Origin of the sequence: Eubacterium uniforme, from assembly GCF_900167115.1 — a bacterium.
Taxonomy (GTDB): domain Bacteria; phylum Bacillota; class Clostridia; order Lachnospirales; family Lachnospiraceae; genus Eubacterium_S; species Eubacterium_S uniforme.
In genome coordinates, this window is sequence record NZ_FUXZ01000003.1 from 124,264 (window position 1) to 150,016 (window position 25,753).

41 protein-coding genes are annotated in these 25,753 nt (G+C 35.0%); all 41 read right to left on the bottom strand.

Features of this window, described 5'->3' with window-relative positions; all coding sequences use genetic code 11:
- Positions 1 to 11: 11 nt before the first annotated feature.
- Positions 12 to 1,049, bottom strand: a complete 1,038-nt coding sequence (locus tag B5D16_RS02095; protein ID WP_078765311.1) for a hypothetical protein — start codon at positions 1,047 to 1,049, stop codon at positions 12 to 14.
- A gap of 98 nt (positions 1,050 to 1,147) precedes the next feature.
- The gene (locus B5D16_RS02100; protein ID WP_078765312.1) at positions 1,148 to 2,431 is read right to left on the bottom strand and encodes an O-acetylhomoserine aminocarboxypropyltransferase/cysteine synthase family protein; all 1,284 of its coding nucleotides are present in this window, start codon (positions 2,429 to 2,431) and stop codon (positions 1,148 to 1,150) included.
- A gap of 166 nt (positions 2,432 to 2,597) precedes the next feature.
- Positions 2,598 to 3,203 carry a biotin transporter BioY gene (locus tag B5D16_RS02105; RefSeq protein WP_242942967.1) on the bottom strand — a complete coding sequence of 202 codons (606 nt, stop codon included), beginning with the start codon at positions 3,201 to 3,203 and terminating at the stop codon, positions 2,598 to 2,600.
- 99 nt (positions 3,204 to 3,302) lie between these two features.
- Positions 3,303 to 4,691, bottom strand: coding sequence for an MATE family efflux transporter (locus tag B5D16_RS02110; RefSeq protein ID WP_078765313.1), 1,389 nt, complete (start codon positions 4,689 to 4,691; stop codon positions 3,303 to 3,305).
- Positions 4,692 to 4,874: 183 nt separating this feature from the next.
- On the bottom strand, positions 4,875 to 5,267 hold the full coding sequence (rpsI, locus tag B5D16_RS02115) for a 30S ribosomal protein S9 (RefSeq protein WP_078765314.1): 393 nt from the start codon (positions 5,265 to 5,267) through the stop codon (positions 4,875 to 4,877).
- Positions 5,268 to 5,288: 21 nt separating this feature from the next.
- Positions 5,289 to 5,717 (bottom strand): 50S ribosomal protein L13, encoded by a 429-nt coding sequence (gene rplM / locus B5D16_RS02120; protein WP_078765315.1) that lies wholly within the window; start codon positions 5,715 to 5,717, stop codon positions 5,289 to 5,291.
- A gap of 191 nt (positions 5,718 to 5,908) precedes the next feature.
- Positions 5,909 to 6,688 carry a tRNA pseudouridine(38-40) synthase TruA gene (gene truA, locus B5D16_RS02125; protein WP_078765316.1) on the bottom strand — a complete coding sequence of 260 codons (780 nt, stop codon included), beginning with the start codon at positions 6,686 to 6,688 and terminating at the stop codon, positions 5,909 to 5,911.
- Positions 6,689 to 6,747: 59 nt separating this feature from the next.
- Positions 6,748 to 7,584 (bottom strand): energy-coupling factor transporter transmembrane component T family protein, encoded by an 837-nt coding sequence (locus tag B5D16_RS02130; RefSeq protein WP_078765317.1) that lies wholly within the window; start codon positions 7,582 to 7,584, stop codon positions 6,748 to 6,750.
- 43 nt (positions 7,585 to 7,627) lie between these two features.
- Complete coding sequence (locus B5D16_RS02135) at positions 7,628 to 8,470, bottom strand: energy-coupling factor transporter ATPase (RefSeq protein WP_078765319.1); 843 nt, start codon at positions 8,468 to 8,470, stop codon at positions 7,628 to 7,630.
- Positions 8,457 to 9,338 (bottom strand): energy-coupling factor transporter ATPase, encoded by an 882-nt coding sequence (locus B5D16_RS02140; RefSeq protein ID WP_078765321.1) that lies wholly within the window; start codon positions 9,336 to 9,338, stop codon positions 8,457 to 8,459. Before B5D16_RS02140 ends, B5D16_RS02135 begins: the two co-directional genes overlap by 14 nt.
- A gap of 94 nt (positions 9,339 to 9,432) precedes the next feature.
- Positions 9,433 to 9,957, bottom strand: a complete 525-nt coding sequence (locus B5D16_RS02145) for a bL17 family ribosomal protein (RefSeq protein WP_078765322.1) — start codon at positions 9,955 to 9,957, stop codon at positions 9,433 to 9,435.
- Positions 9,958 to 10,001: 44 nt separating this feature from the next.
- The gene (locus tag B5D16_RS02150; RefSeq protein ID WP_078765323.1) at positions 10,002 to 10,961 is read right to left on the bottom strand and encodes a DNA-directed RNA polymerase subunit alpha; all 960 of its coding nucleotides are present in this window, start codon (positions 10,959 to 10,961) and stop codon (positions 10,002 to 10,004) included.
- Positions 10,962 to 10,994: 33 nt separating this feature from the next.
- Positions 10,995 to 11,588: a 30S ribosomal protein S4 gene (gene rpsD / locus B5D16_RS02155; protein ID WP_078765324.1), complete on the bottom strand. Its 594-nt coding sequence runs from the start codon at positions 11,586 to 11,588 to the stop codon at positions 10,995 to 10,997.
- 18 nt (positions 11,589 to 11,606) lie between these two features.
- Positions 11,607 to 12,002: a 30S ribosomal protein S11 gene (rpsK, locus tag B5D16_RS02160; protein WP_078765325.1), complete on the bottom strand. Its 396-nt coding sequence runs from the start codon at positions 12,000 to 12,002 to the stop codon at positions 11,607 to 11,609.
- A gap of 29 nt (positions 12,003 to 12,031) precedes the next feature.
- Positions 12,032 to 12,400, bottom strand: coding sequence for a 30S ribosomal protein S13 (gene rpsM / locus B5D16_RS02165; protein ID WP_078765326.1), 369 nt, complete (start codon positions 12,398 to 12,400; stop codon positions 12,032 to 12,034).
- Positions 12,401 to 12,641: 241 nt separating this feature from the next.
- The gene (gene rpmJ, locus B5D16_RS02170) at positions 12,642 to 12,755 is read right to left on the bottom strand and encodes a 50S ribosomal protein L36 (protein ID WP_075760134.1); all 114 of its coding nucleotides are present in this window, start codon (positions 12,753 to 12,755) and stop codon (positions 12,642 to 12,644) included.
- A gap of 119 nt (positions 12,756 to 12,874) precedes the next feature.
- The gene (infA, locus tag B5D16_RS02175; RefSeq protein ID WP_078765327.1) at positions 12,875 to 13,093 is read right to left on the bottom strand and encodes a translation initiation factor IF-1; all 219 of its coding nucleotides are present in this window, start codon (positions 13,091 to 13,093) and stop codon (positions 12,875 to 12,877) included.
- Between the two features lie 30 nt (positions 13,094 to 13,123).
- The gene (map, locus tag B5D16_RS02180) at positions 13,124 to 13,885 is read right to left on the bottom strand and encodes a type I methionyl aminopeptidase (RefSeq protein WP_078765328.1); all 762 of its coding nucleotides are present in this window, start codon (positions 13,883 to 13,885) and stop codon (positions 13,124 to 13,126) included.
- A gap of 2 nt (positions 13,886 to 13,887) precedes the next feature.
- Positions 13,888 to 14,532: an adenylate kinase gene (locus B5D16_RS02185; RefSeq protein ID WP_078765329.1), complete on the bottom strand. Its 645-nt coding sequence runs from the start codon at positions 14,530 to 14,532 to the stop codon at positions 13,888 to 13,890.
- 101 nt (positions 14,533 to 14,633) lie between these two features.
- Positions 14,634 to 15,956, bottom strand: coding sequence for a preprotein translocase subunit SecY (secY, locus tag B5D16_RS02190; RefSeq protein ID WP_078765330.1), 1,323 nt, complete (start codon positions 15,954 to 15,956; stop codon positions 14,634 to 14,636).
- Entirely contained in the window at positions 15,956 to 16,396 is a 441-nt protein-coding gene (gene rplO / locus B5D16_RS02195; RefSeq protein WP_078765331.1) for a 50S ribosomal protein L15, read from the bottom strand. Before rplO ends, secY begins: the two co-directional genes overlap by 1 nt.
- 20 nt (positions 16,397 to 16,416) lie before the next feature.
- A complete protein-coding gene (gene rpmD / locus B5D16_RS02200; RefSeq protein ID WP_078765332.1) occupies positions 16,417 to 16,599 on the bottom strand; it encodes a 50S ribosomal protein L30 in 183 nt (60 codons plus the stop codon).
- Positions 16,600 to 16,614: 15 nt separating this feature from the next.
- Complete coding sequence (gene rpsE, locus B5D16_RS02205; protein WP_078765333.1) at positions 16,615 to 17,124, bottom strand: 30S ribosomal protein S5; 510 nt, start codon at positions 17,122 to 17,124, stop codon at positions 16,615 to 16,617.
- 16 nt (positions 17,125 to 17,140) lie between these two features.
- Positions 17,141 to 17,509: a 50S ribosomal protein L18 gene (gene rplR / locus B5D16_RS02210; protein WP_078765334.1), complete on the bottom strand. Its 369-nt coding sequence runs from the start codon at positions 17,507 to 17,509 to the stop codon at positions 17,141 to 17,143.
- A gap of 17 nt (positions 17,510 to 17,526) precedes the next feature.
- Complete coding sequence (rplF, locus tag B5D16_RS02215) at positions 17,527 to 18,069, bottom strand: 50S ribosomal protein L6 (protein ID WP_078765335.1); 543 nt, start codon at positions 18,067 to 18,069, stop codon at positions 17,527 to 17,529.
- Positions 18,070 to 18,318: 249 nt separating this feature from the next.
- Positions 18,319 to 18,720 (bottom strand): 30S ribosomal protein S8, encoded by a 402-nt coding sequence (gene rpsH / locus B5D16_RS02220; RefSeq protein ID WP_078765336.1) that lies wholly within the window; start codon positions 18,718 to 18,720, stop codon positions 18,319 to 18,321.
- Between the two features lie 26 nt (positions 18,721 to 18,746).
- Complete coding sequence (locus B5D16_RS02225) at positions 18,747 to 18,932, bottom strand: type Z 30S ribosomal protein S14 (protein WP_078765337.1); 186 nt, start codon at positions 18,930 to 18,932, stop codon at positions 18,747 to 18,749.
- 16 nt (positions 18,933 to 18,948) lie between these two features.
- Complete coding sequence (rplE, locus tag B5D16_RS02230) at positions 18,949 to 19,488, bottom strand: 50S ribosomal protein L5 (RefSeq protein WP_078765338.1); 540 nt, start codon at positions 19,486 to 19,488, stop codon at positions 18,949 to 18,951.
- A gap of 20 nt (positions 19,489 to 19,508) precedes the next feature.
- Positions 19,509 to 19,811 (bottom strand): 50S ribosomal protein L24, encoded by a 303-nt coding sequence (gene rplX, locus B5D16_RS02235; RefSeq protein WP_078765488.1) that lies wholly within the window; start codon positions 19,809 to 19,811, stop codon positions 19,509 to 19,511.
- 21 nt (positions 19,812 to 19,832) lie between these two features.
- Positions 19,833 to 20,201, bottom strand: coding sequence for a 50S ribosomal protein L14 (gene rplN, locus B5D16_RS02240; RefSeq protein ID WP_078765339.1), 369 nt, complete (start codon positions 20,199 to 20,201; stop codon positions 19,833 to 19,835).
- A gap of 35 nt (positions 20,202 to 20,236) precedes the next feature.
- Complete coding sequence (rpsQ, locus tag B5D16_RS02245) at positions 20,237 to 20,491, bottom strand: 30S ribosomal protein S17 (RefSeq protein ID WP_078765340.1); 255 nt, start codon at positions 20,489 to 20,491, stop codon at positions 20,237 to 20,239.
- A 21-nt stretch (positions 20,492 to 20,512) separates the two neighbouring features.
- Positions 20,513 to 20,722, bottom strand: a complete 210-nt coding sequence (gene rpmC, locus B5D16_RS02250; protein WP_078765341.1) for a 50S ribosomal protein L29 — start codon at positions 20,720 to 20,722, stop codon at positions 20,513 to 20,515.
- Positions 20,712 to 21,149 carry a 50S ribosomal protein L16 gene (gene rplP, locus B5D16_RS02255; RefSeq protein ID WP_078765342.1) on the bottom strand — a complete coding sequence of 146 codons (438 nt, stop codon included), beginning with the start codon at positions 21,147 to 21,149 and terminating at the stop codon, positions 20,712 to 20,714. The genes rpmC and rplP overlap by 11 nt, the downstream gene beginning before the upstream one ends.
- Entirely contained in the window at positions 21,149 to 21,811 is a 663-nt protein-coding gene (gene rpsC / locus B5D16_RS02260) for a 30S ribosomal protein S3 (RefSeq protein ID WP_078765343.1), read from the bottom strand. The genes rplP and rpsC overlap by 1 nt, the downstream gene beginning before the upstream one ends.
- A 12-nt stretch (positions 21,812 to 21,823) precedes the next feature.
- Positions 21,824 to 22,210: a 50S ribosomal protein L22 gene (gene rplV / locus B5D16_RS02265; RefSeq protein ID WP_078765344.1), complete on the bottom strand. Its 387-nt coding sequence runs from the start codon at positions 22,208 to 22,210 to the stop codon at positions 21,824 to 21,826.
- A 31-nt stretch (positions 22,211 to 22,241) separates the two neighbouring features.
- Positions 22,242 to 22,517, bottom strand: coding sequence for a 30S ribosomal protein S19 (gene rpsS / locus B5D16_RS02270; RefSeq protein ID WP_078765345.1), 276 nt, complete (start codon positions 22,515 to 22,517; stop codon positions 22,242 to 22,244).
- 14 nt (positions 22,518 to 22,531) lie between these two features.
- Complete coding sequence (gene rplB, locus B5D16_RS02275; protein ID WP_078765346.1) at positions 22,532 to 23,374, bottom strand: 50S ribosomal protein L2; 843 nt, start codon at positions 23,372 to 23,374, stop codon at positions 22,532 to 22,534.
- Between the two features lie 60 nt (positions 23,375 to 23,434).
- Positions 23,435 to 23,734: a 50S ribosomal protein L23 gene (rplW, locus tag B5D16_RS02280; RefSeq protein ID WP_078765347.1), complete on the bottom strand. Its 300-nt coding sequence runs from the start codon at positions 23,732 to 23,734 to the stop codon at positions 23,435 to 23,437.
- Positions 23,734 to 24,354 carry a 50S ribosomal protein L4 gene (gene rplD, locus B5D16_RS02285; RefSeq protein WP_078765348.1) on the bottom strand — a complete coding sequence of 207 codons (621 nt, stop codon included), beginning with the start codon at positions 24,352 to 24,354 and terminating at the stop codon, positions 23,734 to 23,736. Before rplD ends, rplW begins: the two co-directional genes overlap by 1 nt.
- A gap of 23 nt (positions 24,355 to 24,377) precedes the next feature.
- Entirely contained in the window at positions 24,378 to 25,013 is a 636-nt protein-coding gene (gene rplC / locus B5D16_RS02290; RefSeq protein ID WP_078765349.1) for a 50S ribosomal protein L3, read from the bottom strand.
- Between the two features lie 60 nt (positions 25,014 to 25,073).
- Positions 25,074 to 25,391, bottom strand: coding sequence for a 30S ribosomal protein S10 (gene rpsJ / locus B5D16_RS02295; protein WP_078765350.1), 318 nt, complete (start codon positions 25,389 to 25,391; stop codon positions 25,074 to 25,076).
- Between the last annotated feature and the right edge of the window lie 362 nt (positions 25,392 to 25,753).

Here is a 25,753-nt window from a genome sequence, read left to right on the forward strand (position 1 = left end):
TTTCTTCTCCATTAAAAATTTAAGTACTTATCGTAGTACTCCTTAAATGTTTCTCCAACATGTGTTGTGAAATACTCACTACCCTCAATATCTGATATACTAAACAATGCATTATCCAAAGCATACATATATGAGCTTTCATATGTATCAGTCATAAATGCACCATCATTATTTATATCCTCATATATTTCTTGTGCACTGTCTGCATATCCCAAATCATTATAAAAGAACTGTCGATATTCTGATAATCTCTTTGCCATCATAATATCGTTAATTGTATAAAGCATATTCTCATTATCAATTTTAATTTTATAATCACTCATTGTTTTTTCGAGAATATCCTTTAATTTTTCAGTCTTAATCATACTTTGCTTATTTTCCTCGTACATAAAGAAAAAGATTTCTCTTAAGTATTCAGAATAATTTTCATTATCAGATAATTCTATTTTCTCATTAAAGTAATCAGCAAGCCCACTATAAATATCAATTTCAGCAAATACATCATCATAACGTCTTAACATATATGCAATAGAAACAGTATTCACTACCATTTCATCTTTATCTAATGACTCACCTTCACGTATCTTGGTATTATTAATTAACTTAGTATTCTCATCATAGTACTTTTTCATTTCCTTAATTAATTTTTCACTATTACCTAGTTCAAGATATTTATCAGCAAGTAACAAACCTGCAAGTTTTTCTGAATCCATTAATGTATTATCATAATTCTTAACAGCTTTCTTTGCATTCTTCTTTAATTGATTTTTTGTATCCGAATCAATTGTCGCATAACTATCAAGTAAATCAATGTTTTCAAGCATAAGTCCATATTCTTTGGCATTACTAATTACATTAATATCATCCTTATCGAAATTATATTTAACCTCAAAGAAAATTTTAATTGCAACCAAAACCACAACAAATGCTATTGCAATAACTCCCACAAGTATTGCAACTCTTTTAAATATGCTTGCATCTTCATCCTCTGCAATCTTTCTAAGTTTATCTTCTTTTACTTTTGTATTTTCGTTATTATTCTTAGCCATACTTACCCCTTTTACTAGTTCACATAAAATTAGAGAGTCAGAACTTTCCAACTCTCTATATTATACTACATTTATATTAATTTAAAAACCTTCACCTATTATATTGTAGCAAGTGCCTGTTCAAGATCCTTAATTAAATCTTCTTTATCTTCAAGACCACATGATAAACGAACTAAGCCTGCTGGGATACCTGCATCCTTAAGCTGTTCATCTGTAAGCTGTCTATGTGTTGAAGTTGCTGGATTTAAACAACATGATCTAGCATCAGCAACATGAGTTTCAATTGCAATAAGTTTAAGAGCTTTCATGAATTTTTCAGCTTCTGCTCTTCCACCCTTAAGTTCAAATGAAACAACACCGCATCCACCATTTGGTAAGTACTTCTGACCAAGTTCATAATATTTATCACCCTTAAGTCCACTATATGAAACCTTTGTAATCTTATCATGACTATTTAAGAATTCTGCACAAGCTTGTCCATTTTCTACATGACGAGCCATACGTACATGTAAACTTTCAAGTCCAAGATTTAAGATAAATGCATCGTTAGGTGACTGTTTGCATCCTAAGTCTCTCATAAGCTGAGCTGTACACTTAGTAATAAATGCTCCACCCTGTCCAAATTTCTCTGCATATGTAAGTCCATGATATGATTCATCAGGTGTACAAAGTCCTGGGAATTTCTCCTTATGTGCCATCCAATCAAAATTACCTGAATCGATAACAGCACCACCAACTGCACTACCATGACCATCCATATACTTAGTTGTTGAGTGTGTTACAATATCAGCACCCCATTCAATTGGTCTACAATTAACAGGAGTTGGGAATGTATTATCAATAATAAGTGGTACTCCATGTTCATGTGCTACCTTAGCAAATTTTTCAATATCTAAAACTGTAAGTGCTGGGTTTGCAATAGTCTCACCAAATACTAATTTTGTATTATCCTTAAATGCTGCTGCAAGTTCTTCCTCTGTACAATCTGGAGAAACAAATGTTGTTTCAATACCCATCTTTTTCATTGTTACAGCAATAAGGTTAAATGTTCCACCATAAATACTTGATGAAGCAATCATGTGATCTCCGCTTTCGCAAATATTAAACATAGCAAAGAAGTTAGCTGACTGTCCTGATGCTGTAAGCATAGCTGCAGCTCCACCTTCAAGTTCAGCAATCTTAGCTGCTACCATATCACATGTTGGATTCTGAAGTCTTGAGTAGAAATAACCTGCTGCTTCAAGGTCAAATAACTTACCCATATCTTCACTTGTATCATATTTAAATGTTGTAGACTGAATTATTGGAATCTGTCTAGGTTCTCCATTAGTTGGTGTATAACCACCCTGTACACACTTTGTGTTAATCTTGTAATTACTCATATCTTTTCCTTTCATCTATGTTATAATCTTTTTCTATTTCTAGTTATAAACTGTATTTAATCCATAGTTGATTTTAAAGGAATCTTAAGCAAATTACCAATATATGAATTTTATATCTTGTTATAAGCAAAATCTATTACTGGTGAAAAGTTAAACTTATCAGTGATTATTTGCTGAAAATATTATCAGTGAATGGTTTAATTCTTTCTATAATAACAATCGCTAAAATCATCTTTACTATATCAGGAATTATGAAAGGTGTAACACAAAATTTCATTGATGTGTTTAAAGTATTACCACTAACTTGCATAAACTGAAATGTTCCAATTATAAAACAAGCAGCATCTCCAAGTAAAAGTGCAATAAACATTACAATTCTTTTAAACCATATTCCATTAACATTAACATATTTTATAATGCTTCCTGCTATAAGAACTGATAATATAAATCCTGTTATATATCCACCTGTTGGACCAGTTATTACTGAAAGGCCACCCTTTCCACCAAATACTGGAAGTCCTACAAGTCCAAGTAGTTCATAAAGAACAACTGTTATAACACCTCTTTTTATTCCAAGAATTCCAATCACTGTAAATACAGCAAACGTCTGCATAGTAAATGGAATTGATCCAAGCGGTATTCTAATAAATGAACAAACAGTTATTACTGCTGCAAACATTGCAATAAGTGTCATCTCTCTAGTTGTAAGTAATCTCTTTTCATTATCCATAGTTGTTTCCATTTCTTCATATATCCTTTTTATTGGATACATACCTCCTAAATAATTTGCGCGCTTCGTGATTCATTGTAAACCAAAAAAAACATACTGTCAACCATATTATTGTTTTCAGGTTGACAATATGTTTTTTTGTTATTCGCTAACAATATTCTTTAACCATATGCCTTTCTTAACAAGTATAAATCCAATTATACACTTAATAAAATCAGCTGCATGAACTATAGCAAATATAACTGCTGCTCCAAGAGATGTAAACTCAACTAATAAATATGCTACTGGTACCGATACTAATAACATAAACACACTATCAAAGAAGAATGTTATAATCGTATCTCCTCCTGCTCTTATTGTAAAATATGTCGTATGTAAAAATGAATCCTTTACCATAAATAAAGCCTGTACCATCATAAAGTGTGTTGCTATTATTTTTGCTTTGTGCGTAGTGTTGTATATTTGTGGGAAAAGTCCCGAAGTAGCAAACATAATACTTCCAATAACTACAGATGTCATCATTGCTGCTGCTATAATCTTATTATCAGTGTCTCTTGCTTTTTCCATTTCACCAGCACCTAAGTGCTTTCCAATAATAATGGCAACTGCATCACCCATTGCAATAAATACAATATTAAATACATTATTGATTGTATTTGCTATGTTTTGTCCTGCTACTACATTAAGTCCTCTCTTAGAATACGAATATGCTAAAAGCGCACATCCAAGTGACCAAAATCCTTCGTTCAAAAGAAGTGGTGTACTTGTAACGAAAAACTTCTTAACAAGTTCAAATGACAATGTAACTTTTTTAAACGCTTTCTTAAAGTAAGAGTACTTACTCATATGAAGTCTTATCCATATAAGAACAAATGCGGTTTCTACATATCTCGAAATAACTGTTGCAATTGCAGCACCTCTAACTCCTAATTTTGGAAATCCAAATTTACCAAATATCAAAAGATAGTTTAAAAACAAGTTTACAAATACTGCAATAAGTCCAGAAATCATAGGAATAAATGTCTCACTACACTCTCTCATAGTGCTTGTGTAAACCATTCCTATACAGACAGCTGGGAGCATAAATAATATTATCCTTATATAATCAAGGCCGTATCGTAATGTTGCTTTTAAATCTCCGCCGTCATTATTACCTTTAAGGTAAAACTGAACTAAATCTTTACCGAATATTAAAAATATAGCAGTTGCAACTAGACACACTATAACGCCTAACCACAACTTATATCTCATGGTATTTTTTATACCTTCGTCATCCTTGCTTCCATAATACTGTGCTGTATAAATACCTACTCCTGAAAGGCCACCAAACATACATAACCAGAATACAAACATAAGCTGATTAACTATGGCTACGCCACTCATTTGCTCAGTTCCTAGTTTTCCGATCATGATATTATCTAATAAACTAACGAAGTTAGATATACCATTCTGAACCATTATAGGAAATGCTACAGCAAGAAGCATCTTATAAAACTTTTTATCTCCTATATATTTTTTTGTTAAAAACATAATCCCTCCACTATAAATACAGTTTCTGCAAAATATCTAGTAAATATACCTATCAAATAAAAGACTATAACCAAAAACTTGTAACACTACTCATCTTAAATACTTATAAACAAATATAAAAACACCTCAGAACCGTAGTCCTGAGGTGTATAAAGTCTAAATATAATCTCAAAATAAATATAATTATCTCTTTGAGAACTGTGGTGCACGACGAGCTGCTTTGAGACCGTATTTCTTTCTTTCCTTCATACGTGGATCTCTTGTTAAGTAACCAGCCTTCTTAAGTGTTGGACGGAATTCGTCACTATCAACCTGAAGAAGTGCTCTAGCGATACCATGTCTGATAGCGCCAGCCTGTCCTGTATATCCACCACCGTGTACGTTAACTAAAACGTCAAATTTAGCTTCATTACCTGTAGCTACAAGTGGCTGTCTAACGATAACTTTAAGTGTTTCTAAACCGAAATACTCATCGATATCTCTTTTATTAATAGTAATTTTGCCTGTTCCTGGCATAATATATACTCTTGCAATACTGCTTTTTCTTCTACCTGTTCCGTAAAATTTATTTGCCATTGCTAAAAATCCTCCTTCTTACTAAAATGTTAACTCTTCTGGCTTCTGAGCTGCATGTGGATGCTCAGGTCCAGCATAAACGTAAAGTTTCTTGAACATTTCTCTTCCTAAAGGTCCTTTTGGAAGCATGCCCTTAACAGCAAGCTCTACAACACTTTCAGGCTTTTTAGCAAGTTTTTCTCTAAGTGTTACTTCTTTCATACCACCAACATAATCTGAATGATGATAATAAATCTTCTGATCAAGTTTCTTACCTGTTACTTTAATTTTATCTGCGTTTACAACAATTACGAAATCGCCTGTATCGATATGAGGTGTGAACTGTGGTTTATTCTTTCCTCTAAGTACCTTAGCAACTTCTGATGCTAAACGACCAAGTGTATATCCTGTAGCGTCAACTACGTACCATTTCTTTTCAACTGTACTTGGACTAGCCATATAAGTTTTCATCGGTTTACCTCCAAATTTTAATCAATTATTATTTTCTTATTCATAAGTTTTGGCTTTCTTCAAATCTTTACAGTTCTAACCGGGGCTAATGGCTCAAACCATAAAACTTTCGAACATAAGCCGTCACAATAAAATATTATAGTAAACATCCTTATTATTGTCAATAGAAAAATTATAAGAATATCTATTATTTATATCTCTATTTCCAACAATGTAAGTCCATGAGCAGGAGCTGTCTTACCAGCCTTCGTTCTATCTTTAGACTCAATAATACCTTTGATATCTTCAGGTTTAATTCTACCCATTCCAACATCAACCAAAGTACCTGCAATAATTCTCACCATATTATAGAGAAATCCATCCCCTCTTACTCTTATCTTTATAAGCCTTCCAGTCTTTAATAAATCATCACTATCACCAAGTGTTGTCGGATCTAGTTTCTCTTCAATTATATCAATACTAAAAATCGTCCTAACTGTCGTCTTAACCTGACTTCCCGCTCCAGCAAATGCAATAAAATCATGTTCACCAACTAAAGCATTTGCTGCTAGTTTCATAGCATCAACATTAAGATTTCCATAGACATAATATGCGCTTTTATTATATGTTGGCAGTGGATAACTTCGATTTAAAATCTTGTATTCATAAGTCTTGCTAAACTTCATATATCTAGGATTAAATTCATCAGCAACTTCCTTTGACTCTTGAATAACAATGTCATCAGGTAAAATCTGATTTAGAACCTTACTCCATCTATCAGCAGGAATACTTGAATCAGTATCAAAAATTGCAAGATTACCATTTGCATGAACACCACTATCAGTTCTGCTCGCACCAATAATCTCTACATCTTCTTTTAACACTTCAGAAATAGCTTTTTCAACTTCACCTTGAATCGTTATACAATTATTCTGTTTTTGCCATCCACAATAATTTGTTCCATCATACGAAACAACTAACAAAATTCTCATACTTCTACCTATAATCTACTATTCTCGTCTATTTCAAATTATATTTTCAAAATAATTACTTATCTTCTAACCATTAATATTTCTAATTCTTCAGTTCTTCCAATAATAAAGCTTAAAGCTATGATTGCGACAAAATAAACTAAAATCAACACATAAGCGCTATAATCCTTCTTGCTATATTTAAGTGGTTTCATCTTAGTTCTACCCTTTCCACCATTGTAGCATCTAGCTTCCATGGCATCTGCTAAATCAAGTGCTCTTCTAATTGCAGACATAAAAAGCGGAACTAATATTGGAACCATGCTCTTTGCTTTCTTAATGATATTTCCATCGTCAAATCTGGCACCTCTTGCTTTTTGTGCCATAGTTATTTTCTCCGTTTCTTCCATGAGAATTGGAATAAACCTTAGTGCAATTGACATCATCATTGCCATTTCATGAACTGGTACACCAACTTTAGATAGTAATGAAAATGATTTTTCAAGACCATCTGCTAAATCGTTAGGTGTTGTTGTAAGAGTCATAATTGATGTACTAATTACAAGATAAACAAGTCTAATAGCTAAATAGCAAGCTTTCTTAAGTCCATACCTTGTAATCTTTATAAATCCAACCTTAATCAATGTACTTCCTGGTGTTAAAAACATGGTAAATATAACACTTATAAGTAAAATAATAATTATGCCCTTAAGTCCTCTCATAAGCATTTTAAAAGGGACTTTAGATAGTTTTATTAATGTTATTAACACAACTGTTATAAGTATATAATTAAGGAAATTATTAGAAACAAATAAAGATATAAGCATAATAAGTGTTCCAAATAATTTAACTCTTGGATCTAATCTATGTAAAATTGAATCTGCAGGATAATACTGCCCAATAGTTATATCTTTCAATCTAATCTCCTTTTGGCCATAACCACGATGACCGGCTAAATAATTATATTAAACACTTATATATCTCGTCGGCGACTTCTTCAACATCGATAAGTGAATCATCAACGTCAAAGCCTTTATTCTTTAAGTCATTTAAAATATATGTAACCTGTGGAGCACTTAAGCCCATCTTTTCAAGTTCAATATAGTTTTTAAATACTTCCTTAGGTTCACCATCATATGCAACCTTACCTTCATTCATAACGATGATTCTTTCTGCAAATCTTGCAACATCATCCATACTATGGCTTACCCATATAACAGTAATGCCTCTCTCCTTATGAAGTTCAGATACCTTTTCAAGTATCCTATCCCTCCCTTTTGGATCAAGCCCTGCAGTAGGTTCATCTAAGATTAACACTTCAGGATTCATAGCAAGTATTCCAGCTATGGCAGCACGTTTCTTCTGTCCACCTGAAAGCATAAATGGCGATTTCTTATAATACTTTTCATCCATTCCAACATCTTCTAATGCTTTAATACTTACCTTTTCTATTTCTTCTTTTGATAAACCTTGATTCTTAGGACCAAATCCCACATCTGTTAAAACATCTGTTTCAAACAACTGATATTCTGGATACTGGAAAACCAAACCAACCTTACATCTATGTGCTGTTATATCATAATCCTCATCATAAATGTTTTTTCCGTTATATAAAATTTGACCACTATGTGCTTTTAATAGTCCATTTAAGTGTTGAATAAATGTTGATTTTCCAGAACCTGTATGTCCAATAATGGCAATAAACTCACCATCATTAATCGTCAAATTTATATTATCAAGTGCCTTTGTTTCAAAAGCAGTTCCAGGGCCATATAGATATTCTAGATTTTTAACTTCTATCATTTCTATTACCTCCTCTGCTTACCACAAAGTCCACTAGTTCTTCTCGTGATATTATGTCTTTAGGTATATCAATACCTTTTTCTCTAAGCAAATAAGCTAATTTCGTTGCAACAGGAACTTCAAGACCAAACCCTTCTATCTGCTCTACATTACTAAACACCTCTCTTGGTGTTCCACTTAGTGCAATCTTTCCCTTATCACAAACAAAAATCTTATCAGCATCTATGGTCTCATCCATATGATGAGTAATCAAAATAATTGTTATTCCCTTTTCTTTATTAAGTTCATGTACTGTCTTAATTACTTCTCTTCTTCCAATTGGATCAAGCATTGCTGTAGGTTCATCTAAAACAATGCACTTAGGTTCCATAGCCATAACACCAGCTATTGCAACTCTCTGTTTCTGGCCACCGGATAATCTGTTAGGTGAATTCTTTCTATACATAGTCATTCCAACTGCTTCTAAAGCTTTATCAACTCTACGCCATATTTCATCGGTTTCAATACCTATGTTTTCAGGACCAAATCCCACATCTTCTTCAACTATTTGCGCAATAATCTGATTATCTGGATTTTGAAAAACCATACCTGCAGTCCTTCTAATAGGAATTCTATTCTTATTTTCAGTAGCATCCATTGAATCTATAAAAAGTGTACCTTCATCTGGCGATAAAAGGGCATTAATATGCTTAGCAAATGTAGACTTACCCGAACCATTTCTACCCAAAATAGCCACAAAGTCCCCCTCATTAACTGTAATGTTAATATTATCAAGCGCTATTGTTGTTTCCTTCTTATCATTTTCATCATAAGAAACATATTTATGTACTAAATTTTTACTTTCAATGATATGCTTTACAAAATCCATAATTCACCTATACTGTATTATTATATATATATATTAATTACTATTTATATATTTAGAAAAAGGATGTCCTAAAGGACATCCTTTTAACTTACTATTATACAAGTTCAAGAAGAACTTCCATAGCAGCATCACCTTTTCTCTGACCAATCTTAACGATTCTAGTGTAACCACCGTTTCTGTCAGCATACTTAGGTGCGATCTCATCAAATAACTTGTTTGTAAGATCAACAGCCTTAGGATTCTTCTGATTCTCTGTAGCTTCTTTTACATTATAAAGAACTTTCTTCATCTGTCTTCTAGCATGAAGTCTTGATGGATTGTCCTTTTTAATTGTTTTTTCAACTTCGTCGAATACTGTAACTTTCTTACCGTCTACAACTTCTTTTACTCTCTTGCCATCAGCATCTTTACGAGCAACTTTAGCTGTAACAGTAACTTCTTCAAAGTTACCCTGTTCTTTAACTGCTAAAGCGATAAGACCTTCTGCAACTTTGCGAATTTCTTTAGCTCTTGCTTCAGTTGTAACAATTTTACCATTCTGTAAAAGAGTTGTTACCTGGCCTCTGATTAATGCCTTTCTCTGAGCAGCAGTTCTACCGAGTTTTCTATATCCAGCCATTTTTCTAACCTCCATTAATAATAGGTACTAATAACCTTAATCAATTATTCGTCTCCGCTTTTAAGACTAAGTCCTAAATCTTTAAGCTTATTAATAACTTCATCTAAAGACTTACGTCCAAGGTTACGAACCTTCATCATATCATCTTCTGACTTGTTGATAAGTTCACCAACAGTATTAATATTAGCTCTCTTTAAGCAGTTGTACGAACGAACTGATAATTCAAGTTCATCGATATTCATAACGATTGCTTTTTCGATTTCATCTTCATCTTTTTCAACCATTACATCAACAAGCTTAGCACTTTCTGATAAATCGATGAATAAGCTTAAATGTTCACTTAAAACCTTAGCAGCAAGACTTACTGCTTCATCTGGTTCTAATGTACCATTTGTATATACATCCAATGTAAGTTTATCAAAGTCTGTAACCTGACCTACACGAGTATTTTCAACAGTTAAGTTAACTCTCTCAACTGGTGTGTAGATAGAATCAATTGCGATAACTCCAATTGGAAGATTATCATTCTTGTTCTTATCTGCACTAATATAACCTCTACCCTTTGTAATAGTAAGTTCCATATATAACTTACTTGATGGGCCGCCACTAAGTGTAGCGATTGTAAGGTCTGGATTTAAGATTTCTATATCTGAATCTACCTGAATGTCTGCTGCCTTAACAACACCATCACCAGTAAACTCAATGTAAGCTGTCTTTGGTTCGTCTGACTCGCTGTTATTCTTAATAGCAAGATTCTTAATATTTAAGATAATTTCTGTTACATCTTCCTTTACACCTGGAATTGAACTGAATTCATGAAGTACACCGTCAATCTTAACCTGACTTACTGCACTACCAGGAAGTGAAGATAACATAATTCTTCTAAGTGAATTACCGAGTGTAATTCCATATCCTCGCTCTAATGGTTCAACAACGAATTTGCCATATTTTTTATCATCAGAGATTTCCACAATCTCAACATTTGGTCTTTCAAAATCGAACACTTATAGTCCCTCCTTTTATTTGGGAATTTCAGCTTATTTAGAATATAATTCGACAATAAGCATTTCATCTACTGGTACATCGATGATTTCTCTTGCTGGTAATTCTTTGATACTACCTTTAAGAGCTTCTGCATCTACGTCTAACCACTCTGGAACAATTCTTCCAGCTGTAGCATCTAATACTAATTTATATCTTGTAGAATCTTTGCTCTTTTCACGTATTTCAATAACGTCGCCAGCTTTGATTAAGTAAGAAGGTATGTTAACACACTTGCCGTTAACTAAAACATGCTTATGGTCAACAATCTGTCTTGCTTCTCTTCTTGTTCTTGCAAATCCCATACGGAAAATTACATTGTCAAGTCTTCTTTCAAGTAAAATCATAAGATTTTCACCTGTCATACCTGGCATCTGTTTTGCTTTTTTATAGTAATTTCTAAATGGTTTTTCTAATACACCATAAATAAATTTAGCTTTCTGTTTTTCTCTAAGCTGAAGTCCGTATTCACTAATTTTTCTGTTAGCTCTACCAGACTTTCTATTTGACTTCTTATCTATTCCTAAAAATACAGGATCTAAATCAAGAGATCTGCATCTTTTAAGAACAGGAGTTCTATTAACTGCCATCTTGCATTATCCTCCTAATTAGACTCTTCTACGCTTTGGTGGGCGGCAACCATTATGAGGTACTGGAGTTACGTCCTTAATTGTTGTAACTTCAAGACCACATGCACCAAGTGCACGGATAGCTGCTTCTCTTCCTGAACCAGGTCCTTTAACCATAACATCTACTGATTTTAAACCATATACTAAAGCTGCTTTTGTAGCAGTTTCAGCTGCCATCTGAGCTGCATAAGGAGTAGATTTTCTTGAACCTCTAAATCCTAGACCACCAGCACTTGCCCATGATAAAGCATTACCTTGTGCATCAGTAATTGTAACAATTGTATTGTTAAATGATGACTGAATATGTGCCTGTCCGTGTTCAACGTTTTTCTTTACACGCTTTTTTGTCACTTTCTTTGTAACTTTTTTAGCCATTTTAAACTAACCTCCCTTATGGGTTCTTATTATTTTTTCTTATTAGCTACTGTTCTCTTAGGACCTTTTCTAGTTCTTGCATTAGTCTTTGTCTTCTGACCACGAACTGGAAGTCCTTTTCTATGACGAATTCCTCTATAGCAACCGATTTCCTGTAATCTCTTGATGTTCATAGCTGTTTCTCTACGAAGATCACCTTCTACGATATGATCAGCATCGATTACTTCACTAATCTTTTTAACTTCTTCGTCTGTTAAATCTTTACAACGTGTGTCTGGGTTTACACCAGCTTTATCTAAGATAACCTTAGAACTAGCAACACCTATACCATAGATGTATGTAAGACCGATTTCTACACGCTTTTCTCTTGGTAAGTCAACACCTGAAATACGAGCCATGTGTTATGCACCTCCATAAAATTTTGAGTATCTGACATATATAAATAACGTAGCCCGTCCAATAGACGTCTGAAATGATGTACGCACCCATATAAATCAGTGATTTAGATTATCTTATCAGCAAATATCGATAATCTGTTTCTTATTGTAAAGCAACTTTCGTTGCTGCAGCCGCATGTCCTTTAATAAGGATTTTTAAACGCACAAATAAGTGAATGACTATCATTCACTTCCTAAAGGCTTAGCCCTGTCTCTGTTTGTGCTTAGGGTTTTCGCAAATTACTCTAATGCTTCCCTTTCTTTTGATGACTTTGCATTTTTCGCAAATTGGTTTAACTGATGCTCTAACCTTCATCTGCTAAATCCTCCTTTCAAAAAAGTCCGTCTTATATAATATCATACTTTATTGTAAAGTGCAAGTAGATATTATAATTTATTTATTTACTTCTTTATTAGAAATAAAAGTTACATGCCTTATTTATCTCTCCAGATAATTCTACCCTTAGAAAGATCATATGGTGATAATTCAATAGTTACCTTATCACCTGGTAAAATCTTAATGTAGTTCATACGAAGCTTTCCGCTTATATGAGCTAAAACCTTATGACCATTTTCAAGTTCTACCTGAAACATAGCATTTGGTAACTTTTCAATTACAACACCTTCAATTTCAATTACATCGGCTTTAGACATCTAAATTCCTCCATTTAAATCATTAATATTTTATAAATTCTCTACCGGCGTTAAGATTTCCGGTTCACCATCAGTTATTAGAATTGTATTCTCATAATGTGATGCTAATGAACCATCTTCTGTAAGTACAGTCCAGTCATCATCAAGAACAACAATTTCAGGTCTGCCCATGGTTATCATAGGTTCGATACAAAGTGTCATACCTGGTTCTAATTTTAAACCTCTTCGTCTTTGTCTAAAGTTAGGTATCTGTGGATCTTCATGCATTTCTTTTCCGATACCATGTCCAACTAACTCTCTAACAACTCCATAACCATATTTATCTGCATAATCATTTATTGCTGCTGAAATATCATAAAGATGATTTCCGGCTTTAGCGTACTTAATACCTTCATAAAAACACTGTTTAGTTACTTCAACTAATTGCTTAGCTTCTGGTGAAACTTCGCCAATCATAAGAGTTCTTGCTCCATCTGACTGCCATCCTTTATAAAGAACACAAAAATCAAGACTTACAATATCTCCATCTCTTACAATTTTATTTTTATTAGGTATACCATGTACTATCTCATCGTTTACTGAAATACATAATGCATTAGGAAATCCTTCGTATCCCTTACACGATGGGATTGCTCCATATCCTCTAATGAGTTTTTCTCCAAGAGCATCTATTTCCAAAGTTGACATTCCTGCTTTGACACTCTTTTCAAGTTCCTTATGAACTTTTGCAAGTATTATGCCAGCCTCTTTCATTATTGCAATTTCACTTTTCGATTTAATCGTAACTGCCATTATTATTCTCCTAAAATATCAACAATATCATCGAATACTTTATTCATATCCTGTGTTCCGTCAACTTCTTTAATGATACCTTTATTTGTATAGTAATCAATAAGAGGTTGTGTCTGTTCATGATAAACATCTAAACGTTTCTTAACTGTTTCTGGCTTATCATCATCACGTAAGATAAGTTCCTTACCACATCTGTCACATACACCTTCAACCTTAGTTGGGTTAAACTGTACATGATATGTAGCACCACATCCTACGCATGCTCTTCTACCACCCATTCTTGTGATAATATTTTCATCTGGTACTTCAACATTTACAGCGAAATCTACTGAATCACCAATATCACTAAGAGCCTTATCAAGAGCTTCAGCCTGAGGAATTGTTCTTGGGAATCCATCTAAGATGTAACCCTTTTTACAATCATCTTCTTTGAATCTATCAATTACAAGATCAACTACTAATTCATCAGGTACTAATAAACCCTTATCCATAAACTCTTTAGCTTTGTTTCCAAGTTCTGTACCATTCTTAATATTTGCTCTAAAAATATCTCCTGTTGAGATGTGTGGAATCTGATATTTATCTGCAAGCATTTTTGCCTGCGTACCTTTTCCAGCACCAGGAGCACCTAACATAATAATTTTCATATATTATCTTCTCCTACTTAACTCTAAAATCTAAGTATTTTTGTTATGTATCAAATAAAAGACATATAGGGGACAAGCCTATAAAGCTGTCCCCGCATATCTTATAAGTCTAAGAAACCTTTATAATTTCTTACTACCATCATTGATTCAATCATCTTGATTGTTTCAAGAACAACACCTACGATGATGATCATTGATGTACCACCGAATGAAATCTGAGCAGATGTCAAACCAGTGATAACGATTGGAACTGCTGCTACAATAATAAGACCAACAGCACCAATAAATATAATATAATTTAATAAATTCTGTAAATACTGAACAGTTGGATTACCAGGTCTGATACCAGGTATAAATCCACCCTGCTTTTTCATATTATCTGCAATTTCTAATGGATTAAATGTAATCGATGTATAGAAATAAGCAAATAATACACAAAGAATAATGTAAACAACAAAACCAATAGAATACTCTGGATGAGCTGGTTTACACCATTCATTTGATGTAAGATAGTTTGTCCATGAGCCTTTCTTTCCTAAGAAAGATGCAATTACAACTGGGAATTGAAGAAGTGATGAAGCAAAGATGATTGGAATAACACCTGCTGTGTTAACCTTAAGTGGAATATATGAATTATTTCCACCAACCATTCTTCTACCCTGTACTTTCTTTGAATACTGTACAGCGATTCTTCTTTCAGCATCCTGAAGAACTACAATCATTACAACCATGGCAATAATTACTGCGATGATAACTACACCTGCTGTAACCTTACCACCAATTGAGCTGGCACCACCAACAAACTTCTGATAAAGATTTGTAATATCCTGTGGGATTCTTGAAACGATATTAATTAAAAGAACAATTGAAATACCATTTCCAACACCCTTATCAGTAATCTGCTCACCAATCCACATAAGAACTGCTGAACCAGCAACTAAAGCTGCTATAGCTGTAACAACCACACCAATATAGTGTACTCTTGACATATCGTTTCTGTTACCAAATAACCCCTGGTTACCAAATCCGATTGCAATTGCACTACCTTCAATAAGTGCAAGAATTACTGTTACATATCTTGTAAATTCAGCAATCTTCTTTCTGCCGTCCTCTCCATCTTTTTGCAATTCCTCAAGTCTAGGAATAGCAATTGTAAGAAGCTGCATTATAATGGATGATGTGATGTATGGTGTAATGCTTAAAGCAAACAGTGAGAAGCTTTCCATTGAACCACCTGTGATGGCATCAAAGAAGCTAAATGCACCCTTTGTAAACTGATCTGTGATACCTGATACCTGATCTCTGTCTACAAATGGAACTGGTAACTGTGAGCCAAATCGCACTACGATTAACATTATGAAAGTATAGAATAATCTTTTACGAATATCCTTAACCTTCATTGCATCACGAAAGGTTTTAAACATTAAATCACCTCACAAGTTCCACCAAGTGCCTCTATCTTTTCTTTAGCTGCTTGACTAAATGCATTTGCCTTAACTGTAAGCTTCTTTGTAAGTTCGCCATTGCCTAAAATCTTAACGCCATCTTTAGGATTGCTAACTACTCCACTTTCAATTAAAGTCTGTACTGTTACTTCACTACCGTTTTCAAATCTTTCAAGTGCTGAAACATTGATACCAACGATATTCTTTGTATTAATATTTGTGAATCCTCTCTTAGGGAGTCTTCTATATAATGGCATCTGACCACCTTCGAAACCAACTCTTGGGCTTCCTGAACGAGCCTTCTGTCCTTTATGACCCTTACCAGCAGTCTTACCATTTCCTGAACCGTGTCCACGGCCTCTTCTGAAATTATCACTATGTTTTGAACCTTCGGCAGGTCTTAAATTAGATAAATCCATTCTGTACCTCCTTACCCTAATTAAATTTCTTCAACTTTAACTAGGTGTCTAACGTGCCAAACCATGCCCTTAACAGCATCATTGTTTGGAAGTTCAACAGTCTTATTAAGTTTCTTAAGTCCTAAAGCTTCAATTGTAGCTTTCTGCTTAGGAATTGCTCCAATTGGAGATTTTACTAATGTTATTCTTAATTTATCAGCCATTTTCATGTCCTCCTATTAACCTAAAATCTCTTCAACAGATTTGCCACGAAGTTTAGCTACTTCTTCAGGAGTCTTAAGTCCAGCTAAGCCCTCGATTGTTGCAAGTACAACATTCTGCTTATTGTTTGAACCTAATGACTTTGTACGAATGTTCTTAATGCCGGCAAGTTCCAATACATCACGCACTGGACCACCAGCGATAACACCAGTACCATCTGCAGCTCTCTTAAGTAATACAGATGCACTACCATGCTTACCGATAGTGTCATGTGGAATACTTAATACTTCATCTGTAGGTGCAAGGATAAGTTTCTTCATAGCATCTTCTTTTCCCTTACGGATAGCTTCAGGAATTTCAATTGCTTTTCCAAGACCTGCACCAACGTGTCCGTTACCATCACCAACTACTACTAAAGCTGTGAATCTTGGCTTACGACCACCCTTAACAACCTTAGTAACACGTTTGATTGATACTACTTTTTCTTCTAATTCTAACTTACTAGCATCAATAATTTGACGTTTCATGTGCTCTTCCTCCTAACTAAAATTCCAATCCAGCTTCACGAGCTGCATCTGCTAATGCTTTAACTTTACCCTGGTAAATAAAACCACCTCTATCGAATACTACAGCTTTAATACCTTTATCTAATGCCTTCTTTGCGATAGCTTTTCCAACACATGCTGCTGCATCAACGTTGTTGGTCTTTTCTACTTCACCCTTAACATCAGCGTCAAGTGTTGATGCTGATACAAGAGTCTGTCCAACTGTATCGTCAATAATCTGAGCATACATATGATTATTACTTCTGAAAACAGCTAAACGAGGAATCTCTGATGTTCCTGCAAAACGATTACGTAATCTCTTGTGTTTCTTAACACGTGCTTCACTTCTTGATTTCTTATTAATCATCTTATGTACCTCCTATATTATTTCTTACCAGTCTTACCAACTTTACGTCTGATAACTTCTGTATCATACTTGATTCCCTTACCCTTATATGGTTCAGGAGCTCTCTTGCTTCTAATTTCAGCAGCATACTGGCCTACTTTTTCTTTATCAATACCTTTAACAGTAATCTTGTTCTGTCCATCAAGAACAGTTTCGATACCTTCAGGATCTTCCATTTCTACTGGATGAGAATAACCTAGTGATAACACTAATTTCTTACCCTGTTTCTGTGCTCTGTAACCTACACCGTTAACTTCAAGCACTTTCTCATATCCTTCTGTAACACCTGTTACCATGTTAGCAATAAGTGTTCTTGTAAGACCATGTAATGATCTCATTTTCTTTAAATCGTTTGGTCTGTTAACAACGACCTGTTCGCCGTCTAACTTAATTTCCATTTCTCCTGGGAGAACTCTTGTAAGTTCACCCTTAGGACCTTTTACAGTCACCTTATTATTTTCTGCAATATCAACAGTTACACCTGCTGGTACAGCGATAGGCATTCTTCCTATACGTGACATGCCGTTTACCTCCTAATATTTATTCTGCCCCTGATTTTGTATCAGGGGAGCCCTTCGCGGCTCCCCGCGAAGTCAGAGATTCTCTGAATAGAATCTTCCTTAGCTATTAGTTATTAGTTACTTTTATGTAAGTGGTTTTGCTCTATTTATAGAGCGTTGCATAATAAGCGGTAGTCTCGCCCATTTAAAGAAATTTGCTACGCAAATTTGGGCTCGACAGGCAAAGAATTCCTTCGGAATTCTTCACTATTACCAAACAAATGCTAATACTTCTCCACCTACACCTGCTTTTCTAGCCTGCTTATCAGTTACGATACCCTGGTTTGTTGAAATGATTGCAACACCAAGTCCTCCAAGTACCTTTGGAAGTTCATCCTTACCTGCATAAATTCTAAGACCAGGCTTTGAGATTCTCTTAAGACCTGTAATGATCTTTTCATTCTTATCTGCACCATATTTAAGTGTAATATGGATGTTTTTGAAGTTACCATCTTCAACGATGTCATATGCTTTGATGTATCCTTCGTCAAGAAGAATCTTAGCGATTTCAACTTTGATCTTTGATGATGGAACATCTACTGTATCATGTTTAGCAGTATTTGCATTACGAATTCTTGTAAGCATATCTGCGATTGGATCACTCATTGTCATTTTAACTTTCCTCCTTTAGTACTCGATTACCAGCTTGCTTTCTTAACGCCTGGTATCTGTCCTTTATATGCTAATTCACGGAAACATACTCTACAAATTCCGTATTTTCTTAAATAAGCATGTGGTCTACCACAAATTCTACAACGGCTATATTCCTGAGTTGAGAATTTTGCTTTACGACTCTGCTTAACTTTCATAGCGGTTTTAGCCATGGATATTCCTCCTTAATTACTTCTGAAATGGCATATTAAATAATGTCAATAATTCACGAGCTTCTTCATCTGTTTTTGCTGTTGTAACAAATATGATGTCCATACCTCTAACTTTATCAACTTTATCATACTCAATTTCAGGGAAAATAAGCTGTTCTTTAATACCTAAAGCATAATTTCCTCTTCCATCGAATGAGTTAGGATTAACACCTCTAAAGTCACGTACACGTGGAAGTGCAAGGTTTATAAGACGATCAAGGAATGCATACATCTTTTCACCTCTAAGTGTAACTTTACATCCGATAGGCATGCCTTCTCTAAGTTTAAAGTTAGCAACTGAGTTTTTAGCCTTTGTAACAACTGCCTTCTGTCCAGCGATTGTTTCGAGATCTTTAACAGCGCTGTCAAGGATTTTAGCGTTTTCTTTAGCTTCGCCAACACCCATGTTGATTACGATTTTTTCAAGTTTTGGAACTTCCATAACATTCTTATAACCAAATTTCTTGGTCATAGCATCTATAATTTCACTCTTATATGTCTCTTTAAGTCTATTCAACGTTTTGGCCTCCTTCCCTATTAATCAATAACTTTTCCTGTTGATTTAGCAACACGAACCTTCTTACCATCTTTGATTTCGTATCCGATTCTTGTTACCTTACCACCACTAACGTACATTACGTTAGAAGCATCAATAGGAGCTTCCTGCTCTACAATACCACCAGCCTGGTTAGCTGCGCTTGGTTTTGTATGTTTAGATACCATATTGATACCTTCAACTAAAACAGTGTTATTCTTTTTATTTACAGAAAGGATTTTACCTTCTTTTGATTTATCTTTACCAGCGATTACCTTAACTGTATCGCCTTTTTTTAATTTCATAGCTGACACTGCTCTACCTCCTTATAATACTTCCGGAGCAAGAGATACGATCTTCATAAAGTGCTTTTCACGAAGCTCTCTTGCAACTGGTCCGAAAATACGAGTTCCTCTTGGGGTGTTATCATCTTTTATAATTACTGCAGCATTTTCGTCGAATCTGATATAAGAACCATCTTTACGACGTGTCTTATTAACAGTACGAACTACAACCGCTTTAACTACATCACCTTTTTTAACAACTCCGCCTGGTGTTGCATCTTTAACAGTAGCAACAATGACGTCGCCTATTGTAGCATATCTTCTTGTAGATCCGCCTAATACTCTGATACAAAGGATTTCCTTAGCACCTGTATTATCAGCAACTTTAAGTCTACTTTCCTGTTGAATCATGCCGAATTCCTCCTTAATTACTAATCAATTGCAAATTATCTTGCTTTTTCAATGATTTCCACAAGTCTCCATCTCTTATCTTTTGATAAAGGTCTTGTTTCCATAACTCTTACTGTATCGCCAATACCGCACTGATTCTCTTCGTCGTGTGCTTTAAGCTTGTATGTTCTTTTTACGATTTTGTTATATAATGGATGTTTTACGTGATCTTCAACTGCAACTACGATAGTCTTATCCATCTTATCACTTACAACTCTACCTGTACGTGTTTTTCTTAAATTTCTTTCCACAACAATTCTCCTTTCTAAGGATTATTCAGCAGCTTTTGTTTTTTCAACAATAATTGTCTGAATTCTTGCAATATTTCTTCTAACTTCTTTAATTCTGCTTGTATTGTCGAGCTGATTAGTAGCGTTCTGGAATCTTAGATTAAAAAGCTCCTTCTTAGCAGCTACTAATTCGTTGTTAAGCTCTGCAGTTGACTTTGTATTTAAATCTTCTACATATTTACTAATTTTCACTGTTATCACCGCCTTCTAAATCTTCACGAGAAACAACTTTACACTTAATAGGAAGTTTATGTGTAGCAAGTCTTAACGCTTCTCTTGCTGTTTCCTCAGGAACACCGGCAATTTCAAACATTACACGGCCTGGTTTAACTACTGCAACCCAATATTCAAGAGCACCTTTACCTTTACCCATTCGAGTTTCAGCTGGTGTCTTTGTAACTGGCTTATCTGGGAAAATCTTAATCCAAACTTTACCACCACGCTTTACGTATCTTGTCATAGCTACACGGGCTGCTTCAATCTGATTTGATTTAATCCATGCTGGTTCTAAAGCTACGATACCGAATTCACCATTAGTAATCTTATTACCTCTAAGTGCCTTACCTCTCATAGAACCACGGAACTGTTTACGATGTTTAACTCTTTTTGGCATTAACATTAGTTGTTTCCTCCTTCACTATTATTCTTTGTAGGAAGAACTTCGCCGTTGTAGATCCAAACCTTTACGCCAACTTTGCCGTAAGTTGTATCTGCTTCAGCAAATCCATAATCAATGTCTGCACGTAATGTCTGAAGTGGAATTGTTCCTTCACTATAGAACTCTGTACGTGCCATATCAGCACCGCCAAGACGTCCTGAACATGCAGCCTTGATACCAAGTGCTCTAGCCTTCATTGTTCTTGACATTGTTGACTTCATAGCTCTTCTGAATGATACACGGTTTTCAAGCTGCTTTGCAATGTTTTCAGCAACAAGCTGTGCATCTCTTTCAGGTCTCTTAATTTCAACAATTTCAACAAGTAACTTCTTATCAGTTACTACTTTACTAAGTTCAGCTTTGAACTTTTCGATTTCAGCACCGCCCTTACCGATAACGATACCTGGCTTAGCTGTTGAAATCATAACTTTAACTCTATCATTAGTTCTTTCAATATTAATCTTTGATATGTCGGCATTCTTTAATTTATTTTTAACAAATTTTCTGATGTTGTAATCTTCAACAAGGTTATCTGCGAAATCACCGCTCTCAGCATACCACTTTGAGTCCCAGTCTTTGATTACACCGACTCTTAAGCCATGAGGATTTACTTTCTGTCCCATGTTTACCTCCTATTATCTTTCGTTGAGCACGATAGTAATGTGACTAGTTAATTTTTCAATTCTGTAAGCTCTACCCTGTGCTCTTGGTTTAATTCTCTTCATTGTAGTTGCTTTGTTAGCGTAACATTCTTCAATGTAAAGATTATCAACATTCATACCATTATTGTTTTCAGCATTTGCTATAGCTGATTTTAATAATTTTTCAATTACGCTTGATGCATATCTTGGATTGTAAGCAAGAATACCTAATGCACTCTCAACATCCTTACCTCTGATAGCATCTAATACGAAACATGCTTTCTGTACAGACACTCTAGCAAATGATAATTTTGCTGATGGTCTTGTATCTTTATTAGCATTTCTCTCTCTCTTAATCTGGGATCTATGTCCTTTAGCCATGAGATGAGACCTCCTTTCAAAATTCGATTAACTAACGAGACTTCTTTTCGTCTTTACCATGTCCTCTGTAAGTTCTAGTAGCAACAAACTCACCAAGTTTATGTCCAACCATATCTTCTGTAACATATACAGGAACATGCTTTCTACCGTCATGAACGGCAATTGTATGTCCTACCATCTGTGGGAAAATTGTTGAACGACGTGACCATGTCTTAACAACAGCCTTGTCACCGCTTTCGTTCATAGCGTTAATTTTCTTTAATAAGCTCTCATCCGCAAATGGACCTTTTTTTAATGATCTTGCCATAGTGTACTACCTCCTTACTTCATGTTCTTTCCATCACGTCTTCTGATGATCATCTTGTTAGACTGCTTGTTCTTCTTACGAGTCTTAAGACCAAGTGCTGGCTTACCCCAAGGAGTACAAGGGCCTGAACGTCCGATAGGTGCTCTACCTTCACCACCACCGTGTGGATGGTCATTAGGGTTCATAACGGAACCACGAACTGTAGGTCTGATACCCATGTTACGTTTACGTCCTGCTTTACCGATTTTAACAAGGTTGTGTTCACCATTACCAACTGTACCAATTGAAGCACGGCAGATAACTGGAACCATTCTCATTTCGCCTGAAGGAAGTCTTAATGTAGCGAACTTGCCTTCTTTAGCCATAAGCTGTGCGCTGTTACCAGCTGAACGAACGAGCTGTCCGCCCTTACCTGGATAAAGCTCAATGTTGTGAACTTCTGTACCAACTGGAATGTTTTCAAGTGGTAAGCAGTTACCAACTCTAACATCAGCGTTAGCACCATTCATAACTTTCTGTCCAACCTTTAATCCGTTAGGAGCAAGGATGTATGTCTTTTCACCATCTGCATAGCAGATAAGTGCGATGTTAGCTGTTCTATTTGGATCGTATTCGATTGCCTTTACAACAGCTGGAATATCATCTTTTCTTCTCTTGAAGTCGATGATTCTGTATTTTCTTCTAGATCCACCACCATGGTGTCTTACTGTAATTTTACCCTGATTGTTACGACCAGCTGTCTTCTTAAGTGAAGTTGTAAGTGATTTCTCTGGTACACTCTTTGTGATTTCAGCGAAATCTAAGCTAGTCATATTTCTTCTTGAAGGTGTATATGGGTTATATGTTTTAATTCCCATTTTATTTCTCCTTTCAGTTTCAATTTGTTATCACGCTTTTATTGCGTATAAATGGACTTTTTATAGACCTTCGAAAATTTCGATGTCCTTGCTGTCCTCTGTAAGTGTTACGATAGCTTTCTTCTTAGCAGCAGTCTTACCAACTGTTCTGCCTCTTCTCTTTTCTTTGCCATCTAAGTTGATTGTATTAACACTCTTAACTTTTGTTCCCTCGAACATCTTTTCAACTGCTTCTTTAATCTGAGACTTGTTAGCATCAACATGTACGTAGAAAGTATATTTCTTATCTGCCATAGCGTTCATACTTCTCTCAGTGATAACAGGTTTGAGGATTACATCATAATACTGAATATTTGCCATTATGCATACACCTCCTCGATTTTTTCAACAGCAGCTTTTGTAATAACAACGTTATCATATTTAAGAATATCAAATACGTTAATTGTGTTTGTTAAAGCTGTCTTTACGTTTGCAACGTTCTTAGCTGACTTAACAACGTTAGCATCGTTCTCACCAATGATTACTAATGCTTTGTTTACTTTTAAGTTGTTAAGAACTTCAACAAATTTCTTTGTCTTAATTTCATCAAATTTAAGTTCATCAAGTACGAAGATTTTTTCTTCATTAACTCTTGATGTTAAAGCACTCTTAAGAGCTGCTCTCTTTTCTTTCTTATTAATACTATATGAATAATCTCTTGGCTGTGGAGCAAATACTACGCCACCACCAGTCCACTGTGGAGCTCTTGTAGAACCCTGTCTTGCATGACCTGTTCCCTTCTGTCTCCAAGGCTTCTTACCGCCGCCTCTAACTGCTGAACGGTTTTTAGTACTCTGTGTACCCTGGCGATTATTAGCTAACTGATTAACAACTGCTAAATGTACAAGATGATCATTAACTTCTACACCAAATACGCTGTCGTTAAGTTCAATGTCGCCAACAACACTGCCTTCCATATTATAAACAGATACTTTTGCCATCTGTGTTATCCTCCTTCCAAATACTACTTACCGCTTTTAACTGATTCTTTTATAGTTACTAAAGCTTTCTTTGGTCCAGGTACAGCACCCTTAACTAAAATGATGTTGTTTTCTACATCAACTCTAACAACTTCAAGATTCTGTGTTGTAACCTTCTTTGCACCCATGTGTCCAGGCATCTTCTTACCTTTGAATACCTTACTTGGACTTGAACAAGCACCGTTTGAACCTGCATGACGATGATACTTAGAACCGTGAGCCATAGGACCTCTTGACTGACCGTGTCTCTTAATAGCACCCTGGAATCCTTTACCCTTTGCAATTGCAGTAGCATCTACCTTATCTCCTGCAGCAAATACATCGGCTTTGATTTCATCACCATTTGAGTATTCTTCTGAATTTTCAAATCTGAATTCTCTTACATATCTCTTGTAAGAAACTCCTGCTTTGTCAAAGTGACCTTTAACTGGCTTGTTAACTAATTTTTCTCTTTTGTCAACAAAACCAACCTGAACTGCACTGTATCCATCGTTTTCAACTGTCTTAACCTGTGTTACTACACATGGTCCAGCTGTAAGTACAGTAACAGGTGTAAGAACTCCATCTTCATTGAAGATCTGAGTCATACCAATTTTTGTAGCTAAAATAGCTTTCTTCATTTTAAATTCCTCCTGTTAATCTACAGCGGATCGCTCTGCGATCATTCTAAATACACTGGATTATTTGTTTTTCATTTTAACATCGATATAAACACCTGCTGGCATTTCTAACTTTGTAAGAACATCTACAACTTTCTGTGTAGGCTCTACAATATCGATAAGTCTCTTATGAGTTCTCTGCTCGAACTGTTCTCTAGAGTCTTTGTACTTATGAACGGCTCTTAAAATAGTAACAACTTCCTTCTTTGTTGGAAGTGGAACTGGTCCGCTAACTTTTGCTCCTGATTTCTTTACAGTTTCGATAATTTTTGCAGCTGACTGATCAACTAATGCATGATCATAAGCTTTAAGTGTAATTCTCATTACTTGACTTGCCATAAAAAAAGTCGCCTCCTTTTCGTACTTTTGAACTTAGTACGACAAGCGGTGACTGTACACACTTCCGTGTGTGTCCTTTTCGTTAATAAAAAAAACACATCACGTTGTTTCCACTTACCTCAAGTGGACATTCTTGTTTAGTACAGTGACTTGTCGCCAGTTTCCTGAACTTGACATTCGCTCCACGGAAAACCTACATTTTATTAATGTAGCAACCTCACGCTTCATAGCTATCATGCCACAGCAAAAATTACTTTAACATAAAATGCAAATAATTGCAACCCTTATTTTAAAATAAATTAATTTTTTTCTTATTAGTATAACTATAAATTCCGTACCTATAAATATAAAAGATGCCGAAG